We start from the raw sequence: 22044 nt of genomic DNA on the forward strand, positions 1-22044 counted from the left end.
CCGTCATCCGGTGCAGCACCGGCCCGGGCGACACCACGTCGGTCTCCGCCATGCCGGGAAGTGCCACTGCCTCTCCTTCGCCGGCACCCGGTGTGACGGCAGCCCGGTGCAGGACGGCGGCGACGGTCCGGGTCCGGGCCGGGATCAGAGGATCTGGCCGACCGGCAGCTTCTTCTCGGCCTGGAACACGTCCTCGGTGCGTCCCCGCGCCCAGTAGCCGGACAGCGAGACCTGGCCCCGCTCCAGCCGGCGGCGGGTGAACAGCTCCTCGCGCAGGGCCTTCATGACCTCCCGCTCGCCGTGGGCGAAGACCTGGACCCCTTGCGGGTCCGCGGGCCACCCGGCCTCGCGCACGGCCCGGACCAGGGCGGGGTCCTCGCAGGGCCCGTCCTCCGCCCGGAACACCCAGCGCACCGCCATCCCGGCCGGGGCGGACACCGGCTGGACGTCGCAGGGCGAGTCCACCTCCAGCAGCACCTCGCCCTGCGCGGACGCCGGGAGTGCCTCCAGAACGGCGAGGGCGGCGGGGATCGCGGCGTCGTCGGCGGCGAGGAGGGTCCACGCGGCATCAGGGGCGGGTGTCCACTTGCCGCCGGGGCCCAGGGCGATGATGCGGTCCCCGGGCTCGGCACCGGCCGCCCACGGGCCGGCGAAGCCCTCGTCGCCGTGCAGCACGAAGTCCATCCACAGCTCGTGCCGCTCGGGCACGTAGCGGCGGATCGTGAGGTGGCGGGTGACGGGCTGCTGGTCGCCGGGCAGGGTCTCCTTGAGCTCCCAGTAGTCCGGGTTCCCCCCGGCCTCCGGGACCGGGGGTGCCGAACCGGGCTCCTCAGCACCGGGTCCCGGCACGGCGGCGCCCGCCGCGCCGGGGTGCTCCGGGCAGGGGTGCTCCTGGCCGGGCCGGAGGAAGACGAGCTTGACGTACTTCTCGGGCGGGACGATGTCCGCGTAGCGCTCGGGCTCGTCGAGACCCAGGACCACCCGGACCATCGACGGGGACAGCAGCTCGCGGGAGCGCACCGTCAGGTTCAGCTGCGGCTTGCGGGGGCCCGCCTGCCGGGCCCCGGAGATCGTCGTCATGCCGCCCACCCTAACGGAGGCCGCCGGGGTCACAGCCGCCAATCGACGGGCTCGGCGCCCTGCTCCTCCAGGAGCTGGTTGGTGCGGGAGAACGGCCGGGAGCCGAAGAAGCCCCGCGACGCGGACAGCGGGGACGGGTGCGCGGACTCGACCGTGGGGAAGCCGTCCAGCCACGCGGCGGTGTTCCGGGCGTCCCGGCCCCACAGGATGGCCACGAGCGGGGTCCCGCGGGCGGCGAGGACCCGGATGGCGCGCTCCGTGACCGCCTCCCAGCCCTTGCCGCGGTGGGAGGCGGGGGCGCCCTCGCGCACGGTGAGGACCCTGTTCAGGAGCATCACGCCCTGCCGGGACCACGCGGAGAGGTCCCCGTGCTCCGGCGGGTCGACGCCGAGGTCCTCCTGCAGCTCCTTGTAGATGTTCTGCAGGGATCGCGGTACGGGGCGCACGTGGGGCTGCACGGAGAAGGACAGTCCCATGGCGTGGCCGGGGGTGGGATAGGGGTCCTGCCCGACGACCAGCACCTTGACCTGCTCGAGCGGGTCCTGGAACGCCCGCAGGACTGCCTCACCCTCCGGGAGCGTGCGGTGTCCGTCGGCGTGCTCCTCGCGCAGGAACCGGCCCATCTGCCGGATCTGCGGTTCCACCGGGGTCAGGGCCTCCGCCCAGTCGGGGGCCATGATCCTGTCCAGGGGTTGCGGCTCGCTCACGGTGCTCCTCGGTGCGGGTGTCGGTGCGGGTGTCGGTGCGGGTACAGCGGTGCAGGCGGATGCGGGAACGGGTGTGCTGGGCACCACTCTAGGCCGAGGTCGCGCCGTCCCCGGCCGGGGCGTCCGCCGGACGGTCGGGGCCGGAGCGCCGACGGCGCAGCGCGCGGCCCTGCTCGACCAGCTCCCGCTCCTTCGCCCGGAGCTTTCGGACGCCCCGGAGGTCCCGCGGCGGCAGCCGCAGGTTCTCCTCGGCCTCGATCCCGGCCTGGAGCTGGCGTCCGCGCTCGATCTCGGCGTTGAGCTCGGCCCCGGCGAGCAGCACGATGTTCATGATCCAGATCCACAGCAACAGGACGATGACGCCGCCGATGGCGCCGTAGGTGGCGTTGTAGTCGCTGAAGTTGGACACGTAGAAGGTGAACCCGGTGGTCGCCGCGGCCATGACGAGGATGGCGACCACCGAACCGATGCTGAGCCAGCGGAACCGCGGCTGCCGGATGTTGGGGGTGGCGTAGTAGAGCAGGGCGATCATGAAGACGAGCAGCAACAGCAGTACCGGGATCCGGGCGGCGTGCCAGAGCTGCAGGGCCGCCTCGCCCAGGCCGATCAGACCGCCGAGGCGCTCGGCGACCGGCCCGGAGAGCAGCAGCAGCAGCATCATGCCCACCACCAGGACCACCAGGGACAGGGTCACCGCGATCATCAGGGGGTAGAGCTTCCAGACGGGGCGGCCCTCGTCGACCTCGTAGATCCGGTTCATGGACCGGCCGAAGGCCCGCACGTAGCCGGAGGCCGTCCACAGGGCGCCGACCAGGCCGGTGACCAGCGCCAGGCCCGCGGACGGGAACCCGGTGAGCTCGCCGATCGGCCCCTCGAGCACGGCCACGGCGCCCTCGGGGGCCCCGAACTCGTCGAGCAGGCGCAGCAGGGTCCTGGTGGTCGCCTCGGCCTGGCCGACGACGCCGAGCACCGACACCACCGTGAGCAGCCCCGGGAAGACGGACAGCACGGCGAAGAACGTCATCACCGCCGCCGAGTCCGTGCACTCGTCGCGGCGGAACTCGTGGACGGACCGGCGCAGGATGTAGCCCCACGAGGGCCTTGTGATCTGCGCCGGCGACGAGGGCTTCTCCGCGCTGTCCGGATCCGCCGCGGGATCTCCCGGGGCATGGGGGTCGGCTGCCATGGGGCTCCTCCGCGTGGTCGGCTGCGGGCCAGGATACCGGGGCGTCACCGTCCCGGCCCGTTCCGTGCGGGGCGGGCGGGACCGGCGGCGGACTGGTTAGAGTGGGCGCATGAGCGATCCCTCCACCGAGACCCGACCCCGCGCCGTCGTCACCGGGGCCACCGGAGGCATCGGCCGCGCGTGCGTGGTGGACCTCGCCCGCGACCACGAGGTGCTGGCACTGGGCCGCGACGCCGGCCGGCTGGCGGAGCTCGCCGACCTCCCGCACGTCACCGTGCGCGCCGCCGATCTGACCGACGTCGCGGCCCTGCCTGCCGTGGTGGCCGACCTGGACCGGGTCGACGTCCTCGTGCACTCGGCGGCCGTGGCGGGTCGCACCACGGTGGAGGCCGCTTCCGTGGCGGACTGGCGGTCGCAGCTGGAGCTCAACGTGGTGGTTCCCGCGGAGCTGACGAGGCTCCTGCTCCCGGCCCTGCGGGCCGCCCGGGGCAAGGTCGTCTTCCTCAACTCGGGCTCGGGGTTCACCGCCCGCGCCGGGGACGCCGTCTACGCGGCCTCGAAGTTCGCGCTGCGCGCGCTCGCCGACTCGCTCCGACAGGAGGTCGAGGCCGACGGGATCGTGGTCAGCTCCGTGCACCCCGGCCCGGTCGACACGCAGATGCAGCGGGACATCCAGGCGAGCCTGGGCAACGAGTACGTCGCGGAGCGCTACATCCGCCCGGAGTCCGTGGCCGCGGCCGTGCGCGCCGTCGTGGACGCGGGCGAGGACGCTCAGCTGACCACCGTCACCGTGCGGCCCCGGGCCGAGTCGCGGTGACCGACGAGGACGACGTGCCCGAGGACGACGCACCCGGTGCAGAACGAGCACCCGGCACAGGGCCGGCGCCGGAGGCAGTGCCGGCGGCTGAGGGGGAGGCGCCCGGCGAGGAGGCCGGCCTGGGTGCCGTGGACCTCGCGATCCTGGCGCTCGAGAACCTGCAGTGGAAGTACCAGGGAGCCAAGGAGTTGGAGATCCGCCGCCGCCTCAACCTCTCGCCCACCCACTACTATCAGCGGCTCAACGTCCTGATCGACACCCGCGCCGCCCTCGAGCACGACCCGATGCTCGTGGCCCGGCTCCGCCGGCAGCGAGGAGACCGCGGATGAGCCAGTACCCTCACGACGAGTTCGACGACGTGCCCGAGGACGGGCCCCGCCAGGGCGCCCACCGCGGTCTCCGGCCGACCGTCCGGGTGGCCGCCCGGGAGCTCACCGCCATCCTCCTGGCCGGAGCGCTGACCCTCGGTGTCGGGGTCTTCTCGTTCCTCAACGCCCCGGGCGAGGCCGTGCCGGCGCCGGGGGTCACGTCCCCGGGCCCCTGAGCCGACCTCGTCCCCGACGCCGCTCCCGTCGCCGACACCCCCGATGCCCCCGACGCCCCGGAAGGAACCACCGTGCAGATCGAAGGAAGCAGAGTCCGCCTCCGCGACTGGACCGAGGAGGACCTCGCCGCCTACGAGGCGTGGATCATGCCGCCGGAGGGCGGCGGCGAGCACGAGTGGCAGCGCACGGACGGCCCGTTCTACCCCAACTTCACCGCCGAGGGCGCGCAGCGCTGGCTGGGCACCCTGCGGGAGCACGTGGCGGCGGAGGACTGGCCGGACCCGCGCGAGACGATGGTGATCGCCGACGCCTCCGACGACCGGTTCATCGGGCAGGTGTCCTGGTACTGGTCGGAGAAGCCCACCGAGGACCCCGGGGACGGCACGCACCTGCTGCCGCTGCGCTCCCTGGGCATCACCGTGTACTCCCCGGAGCACTGGAGCGGGGGCTACGGCACCGAGGCCATGCGCCTGTGGATCGACCATCTCTTCGCCCGCTCCGACTCCCACCGCCTCGACCTCGAGACGTGGAGCGGCAACGTGGGCATGTGCCGGGTCGCGGCGAAGCTGGGCTTCACCGAGGAGGCCCGGATCCGCCGGGCCCGCAAGGTCCGCGGCGAGTACTACGACCGCCTGGTCTACGGCGTGCTGCGCGAGGAGTGGCAGGGCTGAGCGTAATCCGCTCAGGGGTTTGCACTCTCCGAGGACGAGTGCCAAGATTGCGACTAGCACTCAGTCGTGTGGACTGCTAATGGCTCGGTCCCCGGCCCGACCCGGGCAGCCACCGGCACAGGAGTGACACCTCAACCACCACGGTGAGGTGCCGCGCGGCGTCGGGAAGAGTCCGCCGTCGTGCGCGCCGTCCGTCGCGGGCACCGTGGAGGTCGACCGTTTGTCTACCGTCCAGGAGGGACGAAGTCACATGGCAAAGATGATTGCTTTCGACGAAGAGGCACGCCGCGGACTCGAGCGGGGTCTGAACACCCTGGCCGACGCCGTCAAGGTCACCCTCGGCCCGCGCGGCCGCAACGTGGTCCTCGAGAAGGCCTGGGGCGCCCCCACGATCACCAACGACGGCGTGTCCATCGCCAAGGAGATCGAGCTCGACGAGCCCTACGAGAAGATCGGCGCCGAGCTCGTCAAGGAGGTCGCCAAGAAGACCGACGACATCGCCGGCGACGGCACCACCACCGCCACCGTGCTCGCCCAGGCGCTCGTCAAGGAGGGCCTGCGCAACGTGGCCGCCGGCGCCGACCCGCTGAGCCTCAAGCGCGGCATCGAGAAGGCCGTCGCCGCGGTCACCGAGGAGCTGCTGGCCTCCGCCAAGGAGGTCGAGACCGAGGAGCAGATCGCCGCCACGGCGTCGATCTCCGCCGGCGACCCCGAGATCGGCCGCCTCATCGCCCAGGCGATGGAGAAGGTCGGCAAGGAGGGCGTGATCACGGTCGAGGAGTCCAACACCTTCGGGCTGGACCTCGAGCTGACCGAGGGCATGCGCTTCGACAAGGGCTACCTCTCCGGCTACTTCGTCACCGACGCCGACCGCCAGGAGGCCGTCCTCGAGGATCCCTACATCCTCGTGGTCAACTCCAAGATCTCCGCGGTCAAGGACCTGGTCCCCGTGCTCGAGAAGGTCATGCAGGCCGGCAAGCCGCTGCTGATCATCGCCGAGGACGTCGAGGGCGAGGCCCTGGCCCTGCTGGTGCTCAACAAGATGCGCGGCTCCATCAAGTCCGTGGCCGTCAAGGCCCCCGGCTTCGGCGACCGCCGCAAGGCGCAGCTGGCCGACATCGCCATCCTCACCGGTGGCCAGGTCATCACCGAGGAGGTCGGGCTCTCCCTCGAGACCGCCACCGTGGACCTGCTGGGCCAGGCCCGCAAGGTCGTCGTCACCAAGGACGAGACCACCATCGTCGACGGCGCCGGCACCGCCGAGGAGATCGAGGGCCGCGTGGCCCAGATCCGCGCCGAGATCAACAACTCGGACTCGGACTACGACCGCGAGAAGCTGCAGGAGCGCCTGGCCAAGCTGGCCGGCGGCGTGGCCGTCCTCAAGGCGGGTGCCGCCACCGAGGTCGAGCTCAAGGAGCGCAAGCACCGCATCGAGGACGCCGTGCGCAACGCGAAGGCCGCCGTGGAGGAGGGCATCGTCGCCGGCGGCGGCGTGGCCCTGATCCAGGCCGGCCAGAAGGCGTTCGACAAGCTGCAGCTCACCGGCGACGAGGCCACCGGCGCGAACATCGTGAAGGTCGCCATCGACGCCCCGCTCAAGCAGATCGCCATCAACTCGGGCCTGGAGGCCGGTGTGGTCGTGGACAAGGTCCGCGGCCTGGCCCAGGGGCACGGCCTCAACGCCGCCACCGGCGAGTACGAGGACCTGATGGCCGCGGGCATCAACGACCCGGTCAAGGTCACCCGCTCCGCGCTGCAGAACGCGGCGTCGATCGCCGGGCTGTTCCTCACCACCGAGGCTGTCGTGGCGGACAAGCCGGAGCCCGCGGGCGCCGGCGCCGGCGCCGACGACGGCATGGGTGGCATGGGCGGCATGATGTGATCGACGGCTGACCCGTCGAGCGTGCGACCCACGTCTCCGGCACGGGCCGGGCACCCCTTCCGGGGCGCCCGGCCCGTCGTCGTTTCCTGACGCACACGGAGGATCCGTGCGCTGGGCCGAGGAGCATGGTGTTCAATCGAGTCACCACAGGGAGGAGTGGCCATGGACTTCGTCGACTGGGCCGAGGTGCCGGTCCAGCTGGCCCTGGTGGTGTCCGCGTTCGGGCTCACGGCGCTCGTGGGCCTGGAGCGGCGGCTGCGGCGCAAGAGCGCCGGGCTGCGGACCCACGCCCTCGTCGGCACGGGCTCGGCCGTCTTCACCCTGGTCTCCGCCTACGGCTTCGGGGCGCTGCCCGGCATCGACGCCGGCCCGGATCCCTCTCGCGTGGCGGCCCAGGTCGTCACCGGCATCGGCTTCCTGGGCGCGGGCGTGATCTTCACCAACCGGGACGTGGTGCACGGGCTGACCACGGCCGCGAGCATCTGGCTCTCCGCGGCCATCGGCATGGCCTGCGGGGCCGGGCTGGTGCCCCTCGCGGTCGCCGCGACCGGCCTGCACCTGCTCTCCGCCGTGGCGCTGACGCCCCTGTCCCGCCGGCTGCCGCGCCTCATGGCGCCGCAGGGCCTGCGCCTGCGCTACGCGGACGGCCACGGGGTGCTGCGGGAGGTGCTGGCCGTCGTCGACGAGCTCCGGCTCAGCGCCTCCGTCGTCTCCAGCCGCCGGATCGGCGGACCGGAGGGCGCAGAGATCGAGCTCCTGCTGCGGCTCGAGGGCAAGACCGACCTGCGCACGGCCGCGGTGCAGCTCTCCGGCGTCCCCGGGGTGCTCGACGTCGCCCAGCAGCGGCTGGCGGAGGACCCCGGCGACTGACCCGGCCCCGGTGCGGTCCGGAGCGCTCCGGGGGCCGTGAAAAGATGGGGTCCATGACGATCACTGCTGCCGCCGACGGCTCCGCCCTGGGCAATCCCGGTCCCGCCGGGTGGGCCTGGTACATCGACGACGACACCTGGCGGGCCGGCGGCTGGCCGCACGGCACCAACAACATGGGCGAGCTCAAGGCGGTGCTCGACCTGCTCGAGTCCACGGCCCACCGGCCCGACGAGCCCCTGCGGGTGCTGTGCGACAGCCAGTACGTGATCAACTCGATCACCAAGTGGATGCCCGGCTGGAAGAAGAAGGGCTGGAAGAAGCGGGACGGCAAACCCGTCCTCAACGTGGAGCTCATGAAGGCCCTGGACGCTGCGATGGCGGGCCGGAACGTGCAGTTCGAGTGGGTCAAGGGCCACGCCGGCCACGAGCTCAACGAGGCGGCCGACGCCCGCGCCCGGGCCGTGGCCACCGCGTTCCAGACCGGGTGCCCGGCACCCGAGGGACCCGGCTTCGACGGCGCCGCCCGGCACTCGGACGGCGCGGGCGACCGGGCCCCGGAGCCGGCAGGGCGGCCGCAGGACGCCGCGGGTCCCGATGCGTTCGAGGACCGCCACGACCCCGACCTGCTGAGCGAGCTGCTCGCCCACGAGGAGGAGCTGGCCCGCGGCCGGTCGGCGGGGGAGACCGTCCAGGCGCTCGAGCGGGACCTGCTGCGCCCGGAGGTCCGGGCGGACCGAGGGCGGCTGGACCAGCTGCTGCACGAGGCCTTCGCCGAGGTCGGGGCCTCGGGGTCGTGGCGGTCCCGGGCGGACGTCCTCGACCGGCTGCCCCGCGAACCGGGGGTCGGTGCGGCGGACGTGCACGTGCTCGAGGCCACCGAGCTCGGCCCCGCGGCCGTGCACCTCGTCTACCGGCTGACGGCGGCGGACCGCACGAGCCTGCGCAGCTCCCTGTGGGTCCGGGAGGACTCCCGCAACGAGCTGGGGCCCTGGCAGCTGCGCTTCCACCAGGGCACCTACGAGTCCTGACGGACCCGCTCAGATCTCCGGGGCGTCGTCGGCGGGCTCGATGCCCGGCACGCGCACGGTCATCGTCGCCCCGCCGCCGGGGGTCTCGGTGAGCCGCACGGTGCCGTCGTGCTGCTGGACGATCGCCGCCACGATCGACAGACCCAGCCCCGTGCCGCCGGTCTCCCGCGTGCGGGAGGAGTCGGCCCGGTAGAAGCGCTCGAAGACGCGCTCCGCGTCCTCGCCGTGGATGCCCGGGCCGTGGTCGCGCACCTGCAGGACGGCGTTGAAGGAGTCGTCGACCGAGCGCTCCACGCCCACCGCGATCTCGATCGGGGTGCCCTCCGGGGTGTAGCGCAGGGCGTTGGTGACGAGGTTCGCCACGACCTGGCGCAACCGGAACTCGTCGCCGTGCACCCACGCCGAGACCGGGCCCCCGCCCTGCAGGCCCTCGACCTCGATCCGCCGGTCGGGGGCGGAGGCGCGGGCGTCCCCGGCCGCGTCGAACGCGAGGTGGAGCAGGTCCACGTCGACGTTCTCGGCGGGCCGGCGCTCGTCGAGGCGCGCGAGCATCAGCAGGTCCTCCACGAGCTGCGTCATCCGCTGCGCCTCCGACTCGATCCGGGACATCGCCCCGGCCACGTCCTCGGGTTTCTGCAGGGCGCCGTGCCGGTAGAGCTCCGAGTAGCCCCGGATGGTCACCAGGGGAGTGCGCAGCTCGTGGGAGGCGTCGGCCACGAACCGCCGCAGCTTGGACTCGGACCGGGTGCGGGCGTCGAAGGCGTCCTCGATGTGGCCGAGCATGGCGTTGAGGGACGCCGAGAGCTGACCGATCTCCGTCTGCCGGTTGTAGCCCTCCATGCGCTGGGAGAGGTCGCCCTCCGCGATCCGGGCGGCGGTCTGCTCCACCCGGTGCAGGGGCGCGAATGCCCGGGTGACCAGGATCCAGCCGACCGCCATGGCCGCGAACAGGGTCGCCACGCCGAAGCTCAGCGTCAGCAGGGTCACCGCGCTGAGCATCGCCTTCATGTCGTCGAGCGGCTCGGCGACCGCCACCACGAGGTTCAGCCGTTCCGTCTCGGCCGCGACCACCCGCCACCGGCGGTCCGGGGCGCCCACGGAGCCCACGGTCGTCGGCTCGAAGGGGTTCTCCCGCACGTGCTCGAGGTCGACCTGCGACAGGTCCGGCCGCCGCTCGAGCACGCCGTCAGGGGTGTGCACCGCCTCGGCGAGCGTCTCGCCCTCGGCGTCCAGGAGGAACCCGGCATGCGGCACCTGCACGCCCTGCGCCCCGCCCATGTCGGCCACGAGCACCGTGGACACCGTCCGGACGGAGTCCCGCAGGCCGCGGTCGATGTCGTTCAGGAGCGAGGTGCGCAGCACCGAGATCGCCACGAAGCTGGTCACCAGGATGGACAGCGCCAGGAGCAGGCCCGTGAGCACCATGAGCTGCGAGCGCAGCGATGCCGAGCGCCACCGGGAGGACAGGGTGTGCATCCCGGGACCGGGTCAGTGGTTCTTGTGCTGGGACCGCAGGAGGTAGCCGACGCCGCGCTTGGTGTGGATCAGCGGGGGCAGCTCCGGGTCGTTGTCGATCTTCCGGCGCAGGTAGGAGATGTAGGACTCCACGATCGAGGCGTCCCCGTTGAAGTCGTACTCCCACACGTGGTCGAGGATCTGCGCCTTGGACAGCACCCGGTTCGGGTTGAGCATCAGGTAGCGCAGCAGCTTGAACTCGGTGGGGGACAGGTCGATCTCGCGCTCGCCCCGGAACACCTCGTGCGCGTCGTCGTCGAGGACCAGGTCGTCCACGCGCAGCCGGGAGTCGTCCTCCTCGGCGGGCTGCGTCCGGCGCAGGACCGCGCGGATGCGGGCGACGACCTCGTCGAGGCTGAAGGGCTTGGTGACGTAGTCGTCGCCGCCCACGGTCAGACCCGTGACCTTGTCCTCGGTCTCGTCCTTGGCCGTGAGGAAGAGGATGGGGAAGTGCCGTCCGGACGCGCGCAGCTTGCGGGTCACCGAGAAGCCGTCCATGTCCGGCAGCATGACGTCGAGCACCGCGAGGTCCGGGTCCTCGGACTCCGCCTTGGCGAGGGCGTCACGTCCGTTGGCGGCGGTGACCACCTCGAAGCCGGCGAAGCGCAGGGACGTGGCCAGCAGCTCGAGGATGTTGGGCTCGTCGTCGACGACGAGCAGTTTTGCTTCGGGGTTGTCGTTCTTCACGCCACCCATTTTCTCGGAACACCCTGAACGCCGCCTGAACGGCGCTCACCGGTCCTCGGGGAGTTCTCCGGGGGCGTCGACGGCGGCGGCGTCGACGATCCGGTAGGCGTAGCCCTGCTCGGCGAGGAAGCGGCGGCGCTTGGCGGCGTAGTCGGCGTCCACGGTGTCGCGGGCCACCACGGTGTAGAAGGTCGCCAGGCGGCCGTCGTGCTTGGGTCGCAGCAGCCGGCCCAGGCGCTGGGCCTCCTCCTGGCGGGAGCCGAAGGCCCCGGAGACCTGCACCGCGACCGAGGCCTCCGGCAGGTCGACCGAGAAGTTCGCGACCTTGGACACCACGAGCACCGGCAGCTCCCCGGCCCGGAACGCGGCGAAGAGCTTCTCCCGCCGGGGCGTGCTGGTGCTGCCCTTGAGCACCGGGGCGCCGAGCAGCGCGCCCAGCTCGTCGAGCTGGTCGAGGAACTGGCCGATCACGAGCACGGGCTCCCCGCGGTGCCGTGCCACGAGCCGGGCCACGACGTCGAGCTTGTGAGCGGAGGACGAGGCGAGGCGGTGCCGGTCGGCGTCCTCCGCGGCGGCGTAGGCCATCCGGTCGGCGAGGGGCAGCTCCACCCGGACCTCGACGCAGTCGGCGGGGGCGATGTGCCCCTGGGCCTCGATCTCCCGCCACGGCGCGTCGTAGCGCTTGGGGCCGATGAGGGAGAACACCTCACCCTCGCGGTGGTCCTCGCGCACCAGGGTGGCCGTGAGGCCCAGCCGGCGCCGCGCCTGCAGCTCGGCGGTCATCCGGAACACCGGAGCGGGCAGCAGGTGGACCTCGTCGTAGACGATCAGCCCCCAGTCGTGGCCGTCGAGCAGCTCCAGGTGCGGGTGGATCCCGCCACGGCGGGCGGTCAGCACCTGGTAGGTGGCGATCGTCACGGGGCGGACCTCCTTGACGGCCCCGGAGTACTCGCCGATCTCGCCCGCCGTCAGGGTGGTCCGGCGCAGCAGCTCGGCCTTCCACTGCCGCGCCGAGACCGTGCTCGTGACCAGGACGAGCGTCGTGGTCGAGCTCGCCGCCATCACCCCGGCGCCCACCAGGGTCTTGCCGGCGCCGCACGGGAGGACGACGACGCCGCTGCCGCCGGCCCAGAAGTTCTCCACCGCGTGGCGCTGGTACGGGCGCAGCGCCCAGGCCTCGCCCGTGAGCCCGTCCGTCTCCGTCAGGGCGACGGGGTGGGGCGTGCCGTCCACGTAGCCGGCGCGGTCCTCGGCAGGCCACCCCACGGCGAGCAGCAGCTGCTTGAGCTGGCCGCGGGCGGACGCGTGCACCACCGTGGTGGCGCCGTCGATGCGGGGCCCGAGCAGCGGGGCGATCTTGCGGTGCCGGGCGATCTCCTCCAGCACGGGGGCGTCGTGGCTGCGCAGCACGAGTCCGTGCACCGGGTCCTGCTCGAGCACCAGGCGGCCGTAGCGGGACATCGTCTCGTCGATGTCCAGGAGCAGGGCGTGGGGGACCGGGAAGCGGGAGCGGGTGAGGAGCACGTCGAGCACCTGTTCGGCGTCCAGCCCGGCGGCCCGGGCGTTCCACAGCCCCAGCGGGGTGATCCGGTAGGTGTGCACGTGCTCCGGGGCCCGCTCGAGCTCGGCGAACGCGGCGAGCTCCCGCCGCGCGTCGTCGGCGTCCTCGTGGTCGAGCTCGAGCAGCACGGTCCGGTCGCTCTGGACGATCAGGGGTCCCACGGGGCGGCTCCTCCGCTGTCGAACGGGTGACCGATCGGGTGATCGGACGGGTCGTCGGGCAGGTGCCGTGCACGGTTCGGCCCGGTGAGCCGGTCCACCAGGTCCCGGATCTCCTCCGCGGAGGGGGCCGGCAGGCGCGGCGCGGGGACCTCGAGCAGCAGGGTCGGGTCGGCGGCGGGATCCGACGGGCCGGTCTCCGCGGGGACGACGTCGAGCGCCGGCTCCGTGCCCGTGGCCCGGACGGCGGCCGCGAGCTCCCGGAGCTCGCCCTCCCGGCCGGCCGGTCCCCGGCGCCGGCCGGAGACCTGCTCACCGGCGTCGACGACGAGCACGCCGGGGGCGGGCCGGCGCAATCGGCGCCCCGCGAGGTCCGGGGAGGCGGCGAGGGCCTCCAGCAGCTCCTCCTCGCCGGTGAGCACCCAGTCCGCCCGGGTGATCCGGATCCGCCCGTGCCCCCGGCCGGTCTCCTCGACCAGGTAGGCCAGGGCCTGCGGCACCGGGCCCCGGCTGTGCCGCTCGAGCCACGCCAGGATCGAGGGCGGGGTCCAGCCGGCGTCGAGCGCCCGGTGCAGGGAGCGCTCGCTGAAGCGGTGCCGCGGGACCGGTCCGTGGCCCTCCGGATCCGCCATCCGGTCGAGGGCCCGGGCCACGTCCGGCGCGAGGTAACCGGTGGCCGTCGCCGTGAGGTCGCTCTGCAGCAGCACCGTCCGGGACGGCGCGGGCAGCCACCCGGCCACGGCGCGGACGGCGTCCTCGGGCCGGTCCGCCACGAGGGCCCGGCCGGGCTCCGTGAGGGCGCCGGCACCCACCAGTCCGAGCTCGGCGGCCTCCGTCAGCATCCCCTGGCCCCACCGGTCCAGGGCTCGGGCCAGGCGCGGACGCCGCCAGCGGGCGAGCGACAGGACGTTCTCGGGCCCGTGGCCCCCCGGCGCGCGGTCGGCGAGCTCGGCGTGGGCGGCGAGCAGCGCCCGGCGCACCACCGGCGCCTCCTGGGCGTGCGTGCCCCGGGTGAGGACGCCGACGACCGTGCCGTCCGCGAGGGGCAGCCCCACCGCGGAGGGGACGACGTCGGAGGTCAGCCACGACCGCACCACGTGCCACCACTGGTCGGTGCGCTCGGCGTCCTCGAAGGGCGCGGGCGCCGGGCGCCAGACAGAGGTGTCCGGGTCCAGCCGCACGAGTCCGGTCAGCTCGCCCAGGCCGAGAAGGCGGACGAGCTCGGCGTGCTCGATCCCCAGGGCCGAGCGCAGCCTGCGCAGCTCGCGCACGCCGATGCCGCCCGCCCGAAGGGTCGCCAGCGGCCGGGCCCGCAGCTCGGCGCGCAGGGCCGTGGTCCGGCGCAGCAGCTGCTCGACCGCGGCCGCGGCGGCGTTGTCCCGCAGCCGGTCGGGCACGCGCGCGGCCGGCCCGACGGGCGGCTCCGGGGAGGTCCCGGCCCAGGGGTCGGGGCCGCGCAGGAGCAGGCCGATCTCCCGCGGGAGCTCCACGTGCCGGGAGTCGACGGGGAGGAGGACGCCGTGGGCCAGGAGCCAGTCGACGGGGCGGGAGCCCGCGTCGGCGGCCGGGTCGAGCCGGCGCAGGGCGTCGGGCAGGGCCCCCACGGGGCGGGAACGGAACCGCTCGAGGACCTCCCGTGCCGGGGCGGGCCACCGCGCGAGCTCCTCGGCGCTGCGGGGCCCGGTCCCGGCGCCCGCTGCCGTCGGTGCCCCGCCGCGCAGCCGGGCGGCGATGGCGGCGAGCTCCGGCCGCGGCCGGCCGAGGCCCGCCGGGTAGCGGCCGAGGGCCTCCGCCAGCCCGGGCACGAGCCGCAGCGCGTCACCGTCCCGGTGGACGAGGCCCAGACGGTGCAGCCGGTCCCAGGGCGGGCCGGTCAGCAGCCGCGCCGCCGGACCGTCCGGCGGGCCCAGCACCACGGCCCGCTCGACGGCGTCCAGCTCCGGCCGGGAGAGGGCGTCGAGGGCCCGGCGCAGGCCCGGACGCGAGAGCAGGGCCTCGGCGAGGTCCTCGACGGACTCCGTGCCCGGGCGCGCGGCGTCGGGCCGGGCGGCGAGCAGCTCGCCCAGCTCGGCGGGGGAGCGGGACGCGAGATCCCGGAGCAGCCCGTCCGGGAGCACGGCTCAGGCCCGGCGGCGGCGCAGCAGGGAGCGCACGAGGACCGCGCAGAACAGCAGGAACGCCACGGGGAACGCGAACCACGGGACCACCGTGAGTCCGTCCCACGGGTCCGCGCCGACGGCCTTGAGCACGAGCAGCAGGGCGAGGCACACGGCGCACACCAGGCCGAGCACGACCGCGGAGACACCGAGGACGTCGATCCCGGGGCGTCGGGCAGTGCGGTTCGCGGGCGCGGCCGCACGGTCGTCGGAAGCAGGCATGGCTCCAGAGTACCGAGCGGATCGGTGTGCCGGTGACCGCGCCCCGGGGGTCGCGCCCGCGCAGGAGGGCTAGAATGGGAGGTTCCACAGGGTGGCCCGGCGGCAGCGACCGACGGGCCACCCCTCCACGAACACGAGGACGAGGGAGACAGCGTGCCCACCGGCAAGGTCAAGTGGTTCGATGCGAAGAAGGGCTTCGGGTTCCTGGCGGCCGACGACGGTCAGGAGGTGTTCCTGCCGTCCTCGGCGCTGCCCTCCGGTGCCACCACGGTGAAGCCGGGCACGCGGATGGAGTTCGGGGTCGCCCAGGGGCGGCGTGGCGCGCAGGCGCTCTCCGCCCGGATCCTCGACCGGGCCCCGTCGGTCGCGAAGAACGTCCGGAAGCCCGCCGAGGAGATGGCGGTGATCACGGAGGACCTCATCAAGCTCCTGGACGAGATGTCCAACGGGCTGCACCGGGGCCGCTACCCGGACTCCGCGCACGGGCGGAAGATCGCCGCGATCCTGCGCACGGTGGCCGACAACCTGGACGTCTGAGCCGCCGCGCCGCCCCACCGATCGCGAGCACCCACCGCCGGCACCCGCCGGCACCCACCACGAGGGAGACCAGCAGTGACCGAGGAGATCGTCCAGGACGCGCCCGCCGAGCCCGTGTCCCCGGCGCCGGCGGCACCGGCGCCCCGCCGCCGGCGGACCCCGAAGCAGGACCCCCTGCTCGTGGCCGACGTCGCCACCGCCCGGGCCGGGGTGGAACAGATTGCGGAGCCCTCCCAGATCGGTGCCGGTCACCGGGTGACGGTGGAGGAGGACCGGCTGGTCGTCCACCTCTTCGAGTGCACGCTGCCCGGGTACCGGGGCTGGAACTGGTTCGCGAGCCTGGCCCGTGCCCCGCGCAGCAAGGCGGTCACGGTCTGCGAGGTCGGCCTGCTGCCCGGGGAGGACGCCCTGCTGGCGCCGGAGTGGGTCCCGTGGTCCGCCCGCGTGAGCCCCGAGGAGAAGGCCCAGGAGGAGCAGGACCGGGCCGAGGACGAGGCCGCGGAGAACGCCGCGGCCGGCGCCACCGAGGGTGCCGAGCCGGCGCCCGGTGACCGTGCCGCGCCCGAGGACGGGTCCGTCCCGCCGCAGGAGGGCGAGGAGTCCTGACCTCCCCGCCGGGGACCGCGAGGACGGACGAGGCCCCCGAGCCCGCGCGCGGGATGTTCCGGTCCTTCCGGTTCCGCAACTACCGGTTGTGGTTCCTGGGCGCGCTCGTGTCCAACATCGGGACGTGGATGCAGCGCACCGCCCAGTCGTGGCTCGTCTTCGACGAGCTCTCGGACCACGACGCCACCGCCATGGGCGTGGTGACGGCCCTGCAGTTCCTGCCCCAGCTCTTCCTGGCGCCCTGGGCCGGCGTGCTCGCGGACCGGCTGGACCGGCGGCGCCTGCTGCTGTGGACCCAGACGGCCATGGCGGTGCTGGCCGCCGCGCTGGGGGCGCTGGTCCTGGCCGACGCGGCCACGCTGTGGCACGTCTACGGCTTCGCCCTCGCCCTCGGCGTCGTCTCCACGCTCGACGCCCCCGTGCGCCAGACCTTCGTCTCGGAGATGGTCGACGACGCCTACCTGTCCAACGCCGTGGCCCTGAACGCGACCTCCTTCAACACCGCCCGGATGATCGGACCCGCCGTGGCCGGCGTGCTCGTGGCCTCGATCGGCTCCGGCTGGGTGTTCCTGCTCAACACGCTGACCTTCGGCGCCATGCTCGCCGCCGTCCACGCGATCCGCACCGACGAGCTGCGGGGGATGCCCCGCTCCGGCCGGGGGCGTGGCCAGATCCGGGAGGGACTGGCCTACGTCGGCAGCCGCCCCGACATCGTGGCGGTGCTGGTCACCATCTTCCTCATCGGCACCTTCGGGCTGAACTTCGCGGTGTTCCTGGCCGCCATGGCCGGCCCCGAGTTCGGCCGGGGCTCGGAGACCTTCGGGCTGCTCAACTCGGTCCTCGCGGTCGGTACGGTGGCAGGGGCCCTGCTCTCGGCCCGGCGTCGCAGCGCCCGGCTGCGCTACGTCTACGGCGGCAGCGCCGTCTTCGCCCTCAGCTGTCTGGGCGCGGCGACGGCGCCCACCCTGCTGCTGTTCGCGCTGTGGCTGATCCCCTGCGGACTCTCCTCGCTGACCATCATGACCACCGCCAACGCCTACGTGCAGTCCACCACCTCGCCGGTGATGCGCGGACGCGTCATGAGCCTCTACACGGCCATCTTCATGGGCGGCACCCCGATCGGGGCGCCGGTCGTCGGCTGGATCACCGACGCCCTCGGCGCGCGCTGGGGCATGGGCGTCGCCGTGGCAGCGGGGCTCGGCGGAACCCTGGTGGGCTTCGTCGTCTGGCTCCGGCTGCGCGCGGAGCGCTCGGCGGCCGAGAACTCCGGCTAGCGCCCCGACCGTCCGCGGAGCTGCTCGACGACGTGGTCCACGCAGGCCAGCAGCCGGGCGACGTCGTCGGGCTCGATGGAGACGAACGTGGCGATCCGCAGCTGGTTGCGCCCGAGCTTGCGGTAGGGCTCGACGTCGACCACCCCGTGGGCGCGCAGGACCGACGCGACTCCGGCCGCGTCCACGGCGTCGTCGAAGTCCACGGTGGTGATCACCGTGGAGCGGTCCTCGGGGCGGGCCACGAACGGGGTCGCGTAGGACGAGGCCTCCGCCCACGCGTAGACGAGGTCCGAGGAGGTCTTCGTGCGGGCCGCGGCCCAGGTCATGCCGCCCTGGTCGTTGAGCCAGCGCACCTGCTCGTCGAGCAGCACGAGCGTGGCCAGGGCGGGGGTGTTGTAGGTCTGGTTCTTCCGGGAGTTCTGCAATGCCGTGGTGAGCTGCAGGAAGTCGGGGATCCACCGACCGGAGGCGGCGATCCGCTCGATCCGCTCGATCGCCGCGGAGGAGAAGGCCCCCAGCCACAGCCCTCCGTCCGAGCCGAAGTTCTTCTGCGGGGAGAAGTAGTACACGTCCGTCGCGGCCACGTCCGCGGCCATCCCGCCGGCGGCCGAGGTGGCGTCCACCAGCACGAGCGCGTCGTCGGCGATCCCGGCCGGCCGGTGCACTGCGGCGGAGACCCCGGTGGAGGTCTCGTTCTGCGGCCACGCATAGACGTCCACACCCTCTTCCGCGCGGGCCTCCGGGCGCGTGCCGGGGGCGGACTCCACGATCGAGGAGCCCTCCAGGAACGGGGCGCCGTCGGTGGCCTGGGCGAACTTCGCGCCGAACTCCCCGAACACCAGGTGCTGGGCCCGCCGCTCGACGAGCCCGAAGGCGGCCGCGTCCCAGAAGGCCGTGGCCCCGCCCAGGCCCAGGAGGACCTCGTGGCCGTCGGGGAGGCCGAAGAACTGCGCGAGGCCCTCGCGCACCGAGCCCACGAGCTGCTGTACCGGCGCCTGGCGGTGGGAGGTGCCGAGCAGGGCGACCCCGGCCCGGGACACGGCCTCGACCTGGGCCGGCCGGATCTTCGAGGGACCGGCACCGAACCGGCCGTCGGCGGGCAGCAGGTGCTGGGGGATGGTGACGTGTGCGGGCAACGGGCGCTCCCTCGTGGGTGACGTGCGGCGGGCGGCGTGCGGTGCGCGGCGGGCGCGGCCGCCGCGGAAGGGCGCTCGCGCGCTCCGCGCCTCGGCCCATTCTGCCCCACCCGCGGCCGACGGGGCCCGCGGGGTGGGCTCCCGTCCGGGCCGCCGCGGGGCTCGCCCACTAAGCTCGTGCCGGAAGAGCGGACCGGGCGGGATCCCCGGGCCCGGAGGGCCGGACGAAGGATGACTGAGGCATGAGCGACCTGATCGACACCACGGAGATGTACCTGCGGACCGTCCTCGAGCTCGAGGAGGAAGGGATCACGCCGATGCGGGCGCGGATCGTCGAGCGCCTCGACCACTCCGGGCCCACGGTCTCGCAGACCGTGTCCAGGATGGAGCGGGACGGGCTGCTGACGGTGGGCCAGGACCGGTCGCTGCTACTCACCCCGGCGGGACGGGAGCGGGCCGTGCAGGTGATGCGCAAGCACCGGCTGGCGGAGCGGCTGCTCGCCGACGTCATCGGCCTGGACCTGGCCCAGGTGCACGAAGAGGCGTGCCGATGGGAGCACGTCATGAGCGAGCAGGTCGAGCAGCGGCTCGTGGACCTGTTGCACAGCCCCCGGTACTCGCCGTACGGCACGCCGATCCCGGGTCTGGCCGCCCTCGGCGTCGAGGAGAGCCCTGCCGCCGCGCACCCCTCCCTGCTCGAGGCCGCCCGCCACCACCCGGGCGGGACGCACACCGTTGCGCTGCTGCCGGAGGTGGTCCAGGCGGACGCGGATCTCCTGGGCGTGCTGAGCGACGTGGGAGTGCTCACCGGGGCGGAGGTCACAGCCCGGGTGGACGGTCAGATCGTGCGCATCGAGGTGGCGGCCACGGGACGTTCCGCGGAGATCGACCTGCGCACCGCCGCGGCCATCCGCGTCCTCGCCTCCTGAGGGACTGCGGGACGCCCCAGGAGGGCCGCCGAGGGCGGCTCTGGCAGGGCCCGCCGCGTGTCCCGGAAGTGATCCGGCGCGGGGTCGGCTCCGGGTGTGGGGACGTTCACAAGGCACTTTCGGCCCATCCGGCTCCGCCCGGGCGCCCGGAGCGGCCCCACCCTGGTGGGAAGCGGATTTCCCGGTCTTCGCACCGCACTGCACAGCGCATCACAGTTGGAAACTCTTCCGCGGCAAGGTCTCAAAAGCGTCGTATTGATACCCTTGTCCTCGATCGGCCGTTATCGGTCGTGATCAAAACGTGACACTTCCGTAATCTGTCATGTACTGTTCAACGCGTGCCGATCACTGGTCGGATCGGCGCCCTCGGAGCACATCGCCGAATTCTGCCGGTGCCCGTGGCCTTTACACAGAAACTGCTTGGCAGAAGCGGGGGAACCAATTTCGGTCCCGGTGATCCGGGTCCTTGGGGTTAAGTCGTCAGAGCGCGTGCGTTCTGCGGCCGGGTGTCTCCCACCCGAATCCGACAGCTCACCTCGTAGGCAAAGGGAGGAACTCAACCATGTCGCTTTTCAAGCAGAACGCTGCCCGTCACCGTGCCGAGAGCACCTCGCACGCCGTGCGCAACACCACCATCGCCGCCGCTGCCGGCGCCGCGATGATCGGCTCCGTCGCCCCGGCCCAGGCCTTCGCCCAGGCCCCCGTCGAGACCGGTGCGGCTTACTCGGCCCCGGCCTCCGCCTCGCTGGCCGAGTACTCCTCGTACACCTACCAGGCCCCGGTCGCCGCGCAGCCCGCCGCTCCCGCCTACGAGGCCCCGGCCCCGCAGCAGGCCGCCGCCACCTCGAGCGTGACCCCGCAGTCCACCGTCACCACCGAGATCGCCCCGGCCGCCGGCGGCATCGTGGGCACCGCCCAGCAGGGCATCGGCTCCGGCTACGTCTTCGGCGGCACCGCCTACGGCGCCTGGGACTGCTCCGGCTTCACCCAGTGGGTCTTCGCCCAGAACGGCATCGACCTGCCCCGCACCACCTGGGCCCAGTTCGCGGCCGGCACCCCCACCGCCAACCCGCAGCCCGGCGACCTCGTCTCCCAGAACGGCGGAAGCCACGTGGGCATCTACATCGGCGGCGGCAAGATGATCTCCGCCCTCAACCCGGCCCAGGGCACCCAGATCCACTCCGTCAACGCCATGCAGCTGGACGGCTACTACACCTTCTGATCCGGTCCGCCGCCCGCGACGATCCCGATCGCCGCGGGCGGCCTCCGATCACCCCCTCCGCACGCCGAGAACCGCTCTCCCGGTTCCCGGCGCCCCCTGCTGTCCGCCCGGACGGCGCCCCTCCTCCGCTCGCCCGGCCGTCGTTCCCGATCCCGGAACGCACGCCTGCCGCACACCGGATCACCCCGAGCACCGCCCGGGGTGATCCGTGCTGCCACCCGCGCCCTTCCGGCAGGCCCGGCTCCGAAAGAAAGTCGCCTGAACTCCTCATGCCTCGTGACCTGACCTCCTCGAACGGCCTCGGCTCGCTCCTCTCCGGCAAGGCCCGCACCGTGGCCGCCGTTGCGGCCTTCTCCGGCCTGGCCCTCGCCACCACCGTCTCCGTGCAGGCAACGCCGTCCCAGGACGCCTCCACCGACGCCCCGCTCTCCGCCGTCGCTGCCGCCACCCCGACCGCGGCCCCCACCGTGTCCCTCGAGCCGGTCGCCCAGGTGACCAAGACCGAGAAGAAGTCCGAGAAGAAGGTCGAGAAGGCGGTCGAGAAGAAGGCCGAGGCCCCGGTCCCCGCGGCGCCTGCCGTGTCCGCTCCTGCCCCGGTTGCCGCTCCTGCCCCGGCTGCCGCCCCGGTTGCCGCCCCGGCCCCGAAGCCGGTCGCCGCCCCGGTTGCCGCTCCGGCCCCGAAGCCGGTCGCCGCCCCGGTTGCCGCTCCGGCCCCGAAGCCGGTCGCCGCCCCGGTCGCCGCTCCGGCCCCGAAGCCGGCCGTGCAGGCCGCCCCGGTCGCCGAGCGCACCGTCACCCCGCAGAGCTCGGCCTCCGGCAAGGGCGCCACCATCTCCTCCGCCGCCCTGGGCCAGCTCGGTGTGGGCCAGGACTGCACGGCGCTCGTCACGAACGCCCTGCGCGCCGCCGGCATCAACCACCACGGCTGGCCGGCCTCCTACCTGAGCCTCGGCACGCAGGTCTCGGCCGGCCAGGCGCAGCCCGGCGACCTCGTCTACTACGCCGACGGCGGCATGGGCGCGGCCCACATCGCGGTCTACATCGGTGGCGGCAAGGCCGTCCACGGCGGCTGGAACGGCGGCACCACCGCCATCTCCGGCGTCAACGTGGGCTCCGGCCCCGTGTTCGTCCGCGTGCACTGACCGCACGCGAGAGCAACGCTTCGGGTGCGCGGTTCCTGGTCGGCCAGACAGGGACCGCGCACCCGCTGTCGTCCCGGGTCCGCCCCACCGGCCACGACGGCGCCCTGACGGTG

At 73.7% G+C, this 22044-nt stretch carries 22 protein-coding genes and 1 riboswitch; of the genes, 13 read left to right on the top strand and 9 right to left on the bottom strand.

All coding sequences use genetic code 11. From position 1 onward, the window contains the following. Positions 1-144: 144 nt before the first annotated feature. From ABD220_RS02385 to ABD220_RS02395, 3 genes are all read right to left on the bottom strand, one after another. A complete protein-coding gene (locus ABD220_RS02385; RefSeq protein ID WP_344119488.1) occupies positions 145-1080 on the bottom strand; it encodes a siderophore-interacting protein in 936 nt (311 codons plus the stop codon). A 29-nt stretch (positions 1081-1109) separates the two neighbouring features. Next, the gene (locus tag ABD220_RS02390) at positions 1110-1787 is read right to left on the bottom strand and encodes a uracil-DNA glycosylase (RefSeq protein ID WP_344119490.1); all 678 of its coding nucleotides are present in this window, start codon (positions 1785-1787) and stop codon (positions 1110-1112) included. An 88-nt stretch (positions 1788-1875) separates the two neighbouring features. After that, the gene (locus ABD220_RS02395; protein ID WP_344119492.1) at positions 1876-2973 is read right to left on the bottom strand and encodes a YihY/virulence factor BrkB family protein; all 1098 of its coding nucleotides are present in this window, start codon (positions 2971-2973) and stop codon (positions 1876-1878) included. A gap of 109 nt (positions 2974-3082) precedes the next feature. Here ABD220_RS02395 and ABD220_RS02400 point away from each other — a divergent pair, with 109 nt between their 5' ends. From ABD220_RS02400 to ABD220_RS02430, 7 genes are all read left to right on the top strand, one after another. Then, complete coding sequence (locus ABD220_RS02400; protein WP_344119494.1) at positions 3083-3790, top strand: SDR family oxidoreductase; 708 nt, start codon at positions 3083-3085, stop codon at positions 3788-3790. After that, positions 3787-4119: a DUF3263 domain-containing protein gene (locus ABD220_RS02405; protein WP_344119496.1), complete on the top strand. Its 333-nt coding sequence runs from the start codon at positions 3787-3789 to the stop codon at positions 4117-4119. The genes ABD220_RS02400 and ABD220_RS02405 overlap by 4 nt, the downstream gene beginning before the upstream one ends. Then, positions 4116-4334, top strand: a complete 219-nt coding sequence (locus ABD220_RS02410) for a hypothetical protein (RefSeq protein WP_344119498.1) — start codon at positions 4116-4118, stop codon at positions 4332-4334. The genes ABD220_RS02405 and ABD220_RS02410 overlap by 4 nt, the downstream gene beginning before the upstream one ends. 72 nt (positions 4335-4406) lie before the next feature. Continuing rightward, positions 4407-5006 (top strand): GNAT family N-acetyltransferase, encoded by a 600-nt coding sequence (locus tag ABD220_RS02415; protein ID WP_344119500.1) that lies wholly within the window; start codon positions 4407-4409, stop codon positions 5004-5006. 250 nt (positions 5007-5256) lie between these two features. Further along, the gene (gene groL / locus ABD220_RS02420) at positions 5257-6888 is read left to right on the top strand and encodes a chaperonin GroEL (RefSeq protein ID WP_344119502.1); all 1632 of its coding nucleotides are present in this window, start codon (positions 5257-5259) and stop codon (positions 6886-6888) included. A 162-nt stretch (positions 6889-7050) separates the two neighbouring features. Beyond that, on the top strand, positions 7051-7758 hold the full coding sequence (locus tag ABD220_RS02425; RefSeq protein WP_344119504.1) for an MgtC/SapB family protein: 708 nt from the start codon (positions 7051-7053) through the stop codon (positions 7756-7758). Positions 7759-7811: 53 nt separating this feature from the next. Beyond that, positions 7812-8786 carry an RNase H family protein gene (locus ABD220_RS02430; RefSeq protein ID WP_344119506.1) on the top strand — a complete coding sequence of 325 codons (975 nt, stop codon included), beginning with the start codon at positions 7812-7814 and terminating at the stop codon, positions 8784-8786. 9 nt (positions 8787-8795) lie between these two features. Here ABD220_RS02430 and ABD220_RS02435 read toward each other — a convergent pair whose 3' ends face one another. From ABD220_RS02435 to ABD220_RS02455, 5 genes are read right to left on the bottom strand one after another with little or no spacing between them, the layout of a single operon-like run. After that, positions 8796-10262, bottom strand: a complete 1467-nt coding sequence (locus ABD220_RS02435; RefSeq protein ID WP_344119507.1) for a sensor histidine kinase — start codon at positions 10260-10262, stop codon at positions 8796-8798. 12 nt (positions 10263-10274) lie between these two features. Further along, on the bottom strand, positions 10275-10997 hold the full coding sequence (locus ABD220_RS02440) for a response regulator transcription factor (protein WP_344119509.1): 723 nt from the start codon (positions 10995-10997) through the stop codon (positions 10275-10277). Positions 10998-11033: 36 nt separating this feature from the next. After that, positions 11034-12710: a DNA repair helicase XPB gene (locus ABD220_RS02445; RefSeq protein ID WP_344119511.1), complete on the bottom strand. Its 1677-nt coding sequence runs from the start codon at positions 12708-12710 to the stop codon at positions 11034-11036. Further along, positions 12698-14824, bottom strand: a complete 2127-nt coding sequence (locus tag ABD220_RS02450) for a helicase-associated domain-containing protein (RefSeq protein WP_344119513.1) — start codon at positions 14822-14824, stop codon at positions 12698-12700. The genes ABD220_RS02445 and ABD220_RS02450 overlap by 13 nt, the downstream gene beginning before the upstream one ends. A 3-nt stretch (positions 14825-14827) precedes the next feature. Continuing rightward, positions 14828-15085 (bottom strand): hypothetical protein, encoded by a 258-nt coding sequence (locus tag ABD220_RS02455; RefSeq protein ID WP_344119515.1) that lies wholly within the window; start codon positions 15083-15085, stop codon positions 14828-14830. Positions 15086-15238: 153 nt separating this feature from the next. On the opposite strand from ABD220_RS02455, the gene ABD220_RS02460 reads away from it, so the two are divergent. The 3 genes from ABD220_RS02460 (at position 15239) to ABD220_RS02470 (ending at position 17502) form a co-directional block, all read left to right on the top strand. Beyond that, positions 15239-15622, top strand: coding sequence for a cold-shock protein (locus ABD220_RS02460; protein WP_344119517.1), 384 nt, complete (start codon positions 15239-15241; stop codon positions 15620-15622). A 75-nt stretch (positions 15623-15697) separates the two neighbouring features. Beyond that, positions 15698-16228, top strand: coding sequence for a DUF3027 domain-containing protein (locus ABD220_RS02465; protein WP_344119519.1), 531 nt, complete (start codon positions 15698-15700; stop codon positions 16226-16228). Between the two features lie 53 nt (positions 16229-16281). Beyond that, complete coding sequence (locus tag ABD220_RS02470; RefSeq protein WP_344119521.1) at positions 16282-17502, top strand: MFS transporter; 1221 nt, start codon at positions 16282-16284, stop codon at positions 17500-17502. On the opposite strand, the gene serC is transcribed toward ABD220_RS02470, so the two are convergent. Continuing rightward, entirely contained in the window at positions 17499-18638 is a 1140-nt protein-coding gene (serC, locus tag ABD220_RS02475; protein ID WP_344119523.1) for a phosphoserine transaminase, read from the bottom strand. The two genes, ABD220_RS02470 and serC, sit on opposite strands and share 4 nt — an antisense overlap. A 242-nt stretch (positions 18639-18880) precedes the next feature. On the opposite strand from serC, the gene ABD220_RS02480 reads away from it, so the two are divergent. From ABD220_RS02480 to ABD220_RS02490, 3 genes are all read left to right on the top strand, one after another. Further along, positions 18881-19567: a metal-dependent transcriptional regulator gene (locus tag ABD220_RS02480; RefSeq protein WP_344119525.1), complete on the top strand. Its 687-nt coding sequence runs from the start codon at positions 18881-18883 to the stop codon at positions 19565-19567. Between the two features lie 407 nt (positions 19568-19974). After that, positions 19975-20124: riboswitch (cyclic di-AMP (ydaO/yuaA leader) on the top strand. Between the two features lie 5 nt (positions 20125-20129). Continuing rightward, complete coding sequence (locus tag ABD220_RS02485) at positions 20130-20789, top strand: C40 family peptidase (RefSeq protein ID WP_344119526.1); 660 nt, start codon at positions 20130-20132, stop codon at positions 20787-20789. Between the two features lie 269 nt (positions 20790-21058). Next, complete coding sequence (locus tag ABD220_RS02490; protein ID WP_344119528.1) at positions 21059-21931, top strand: NlpC/P60 family protein; 873 nt, start codon at positions 21059-21061, stop codon at positions 21929-21931. Positions 21932-22044: the final 113 nt, after the last annotated feature.

Origin of the sequence: Kocuria aegyptia (genome assembly GCF_039530085.1) — a bacterium.
GTDB lineage: Bacteria > Actinomycetota > Actinomycetes > Actinomycetales > Micrococcaceae > Kocuria > Kocuria aegyptia.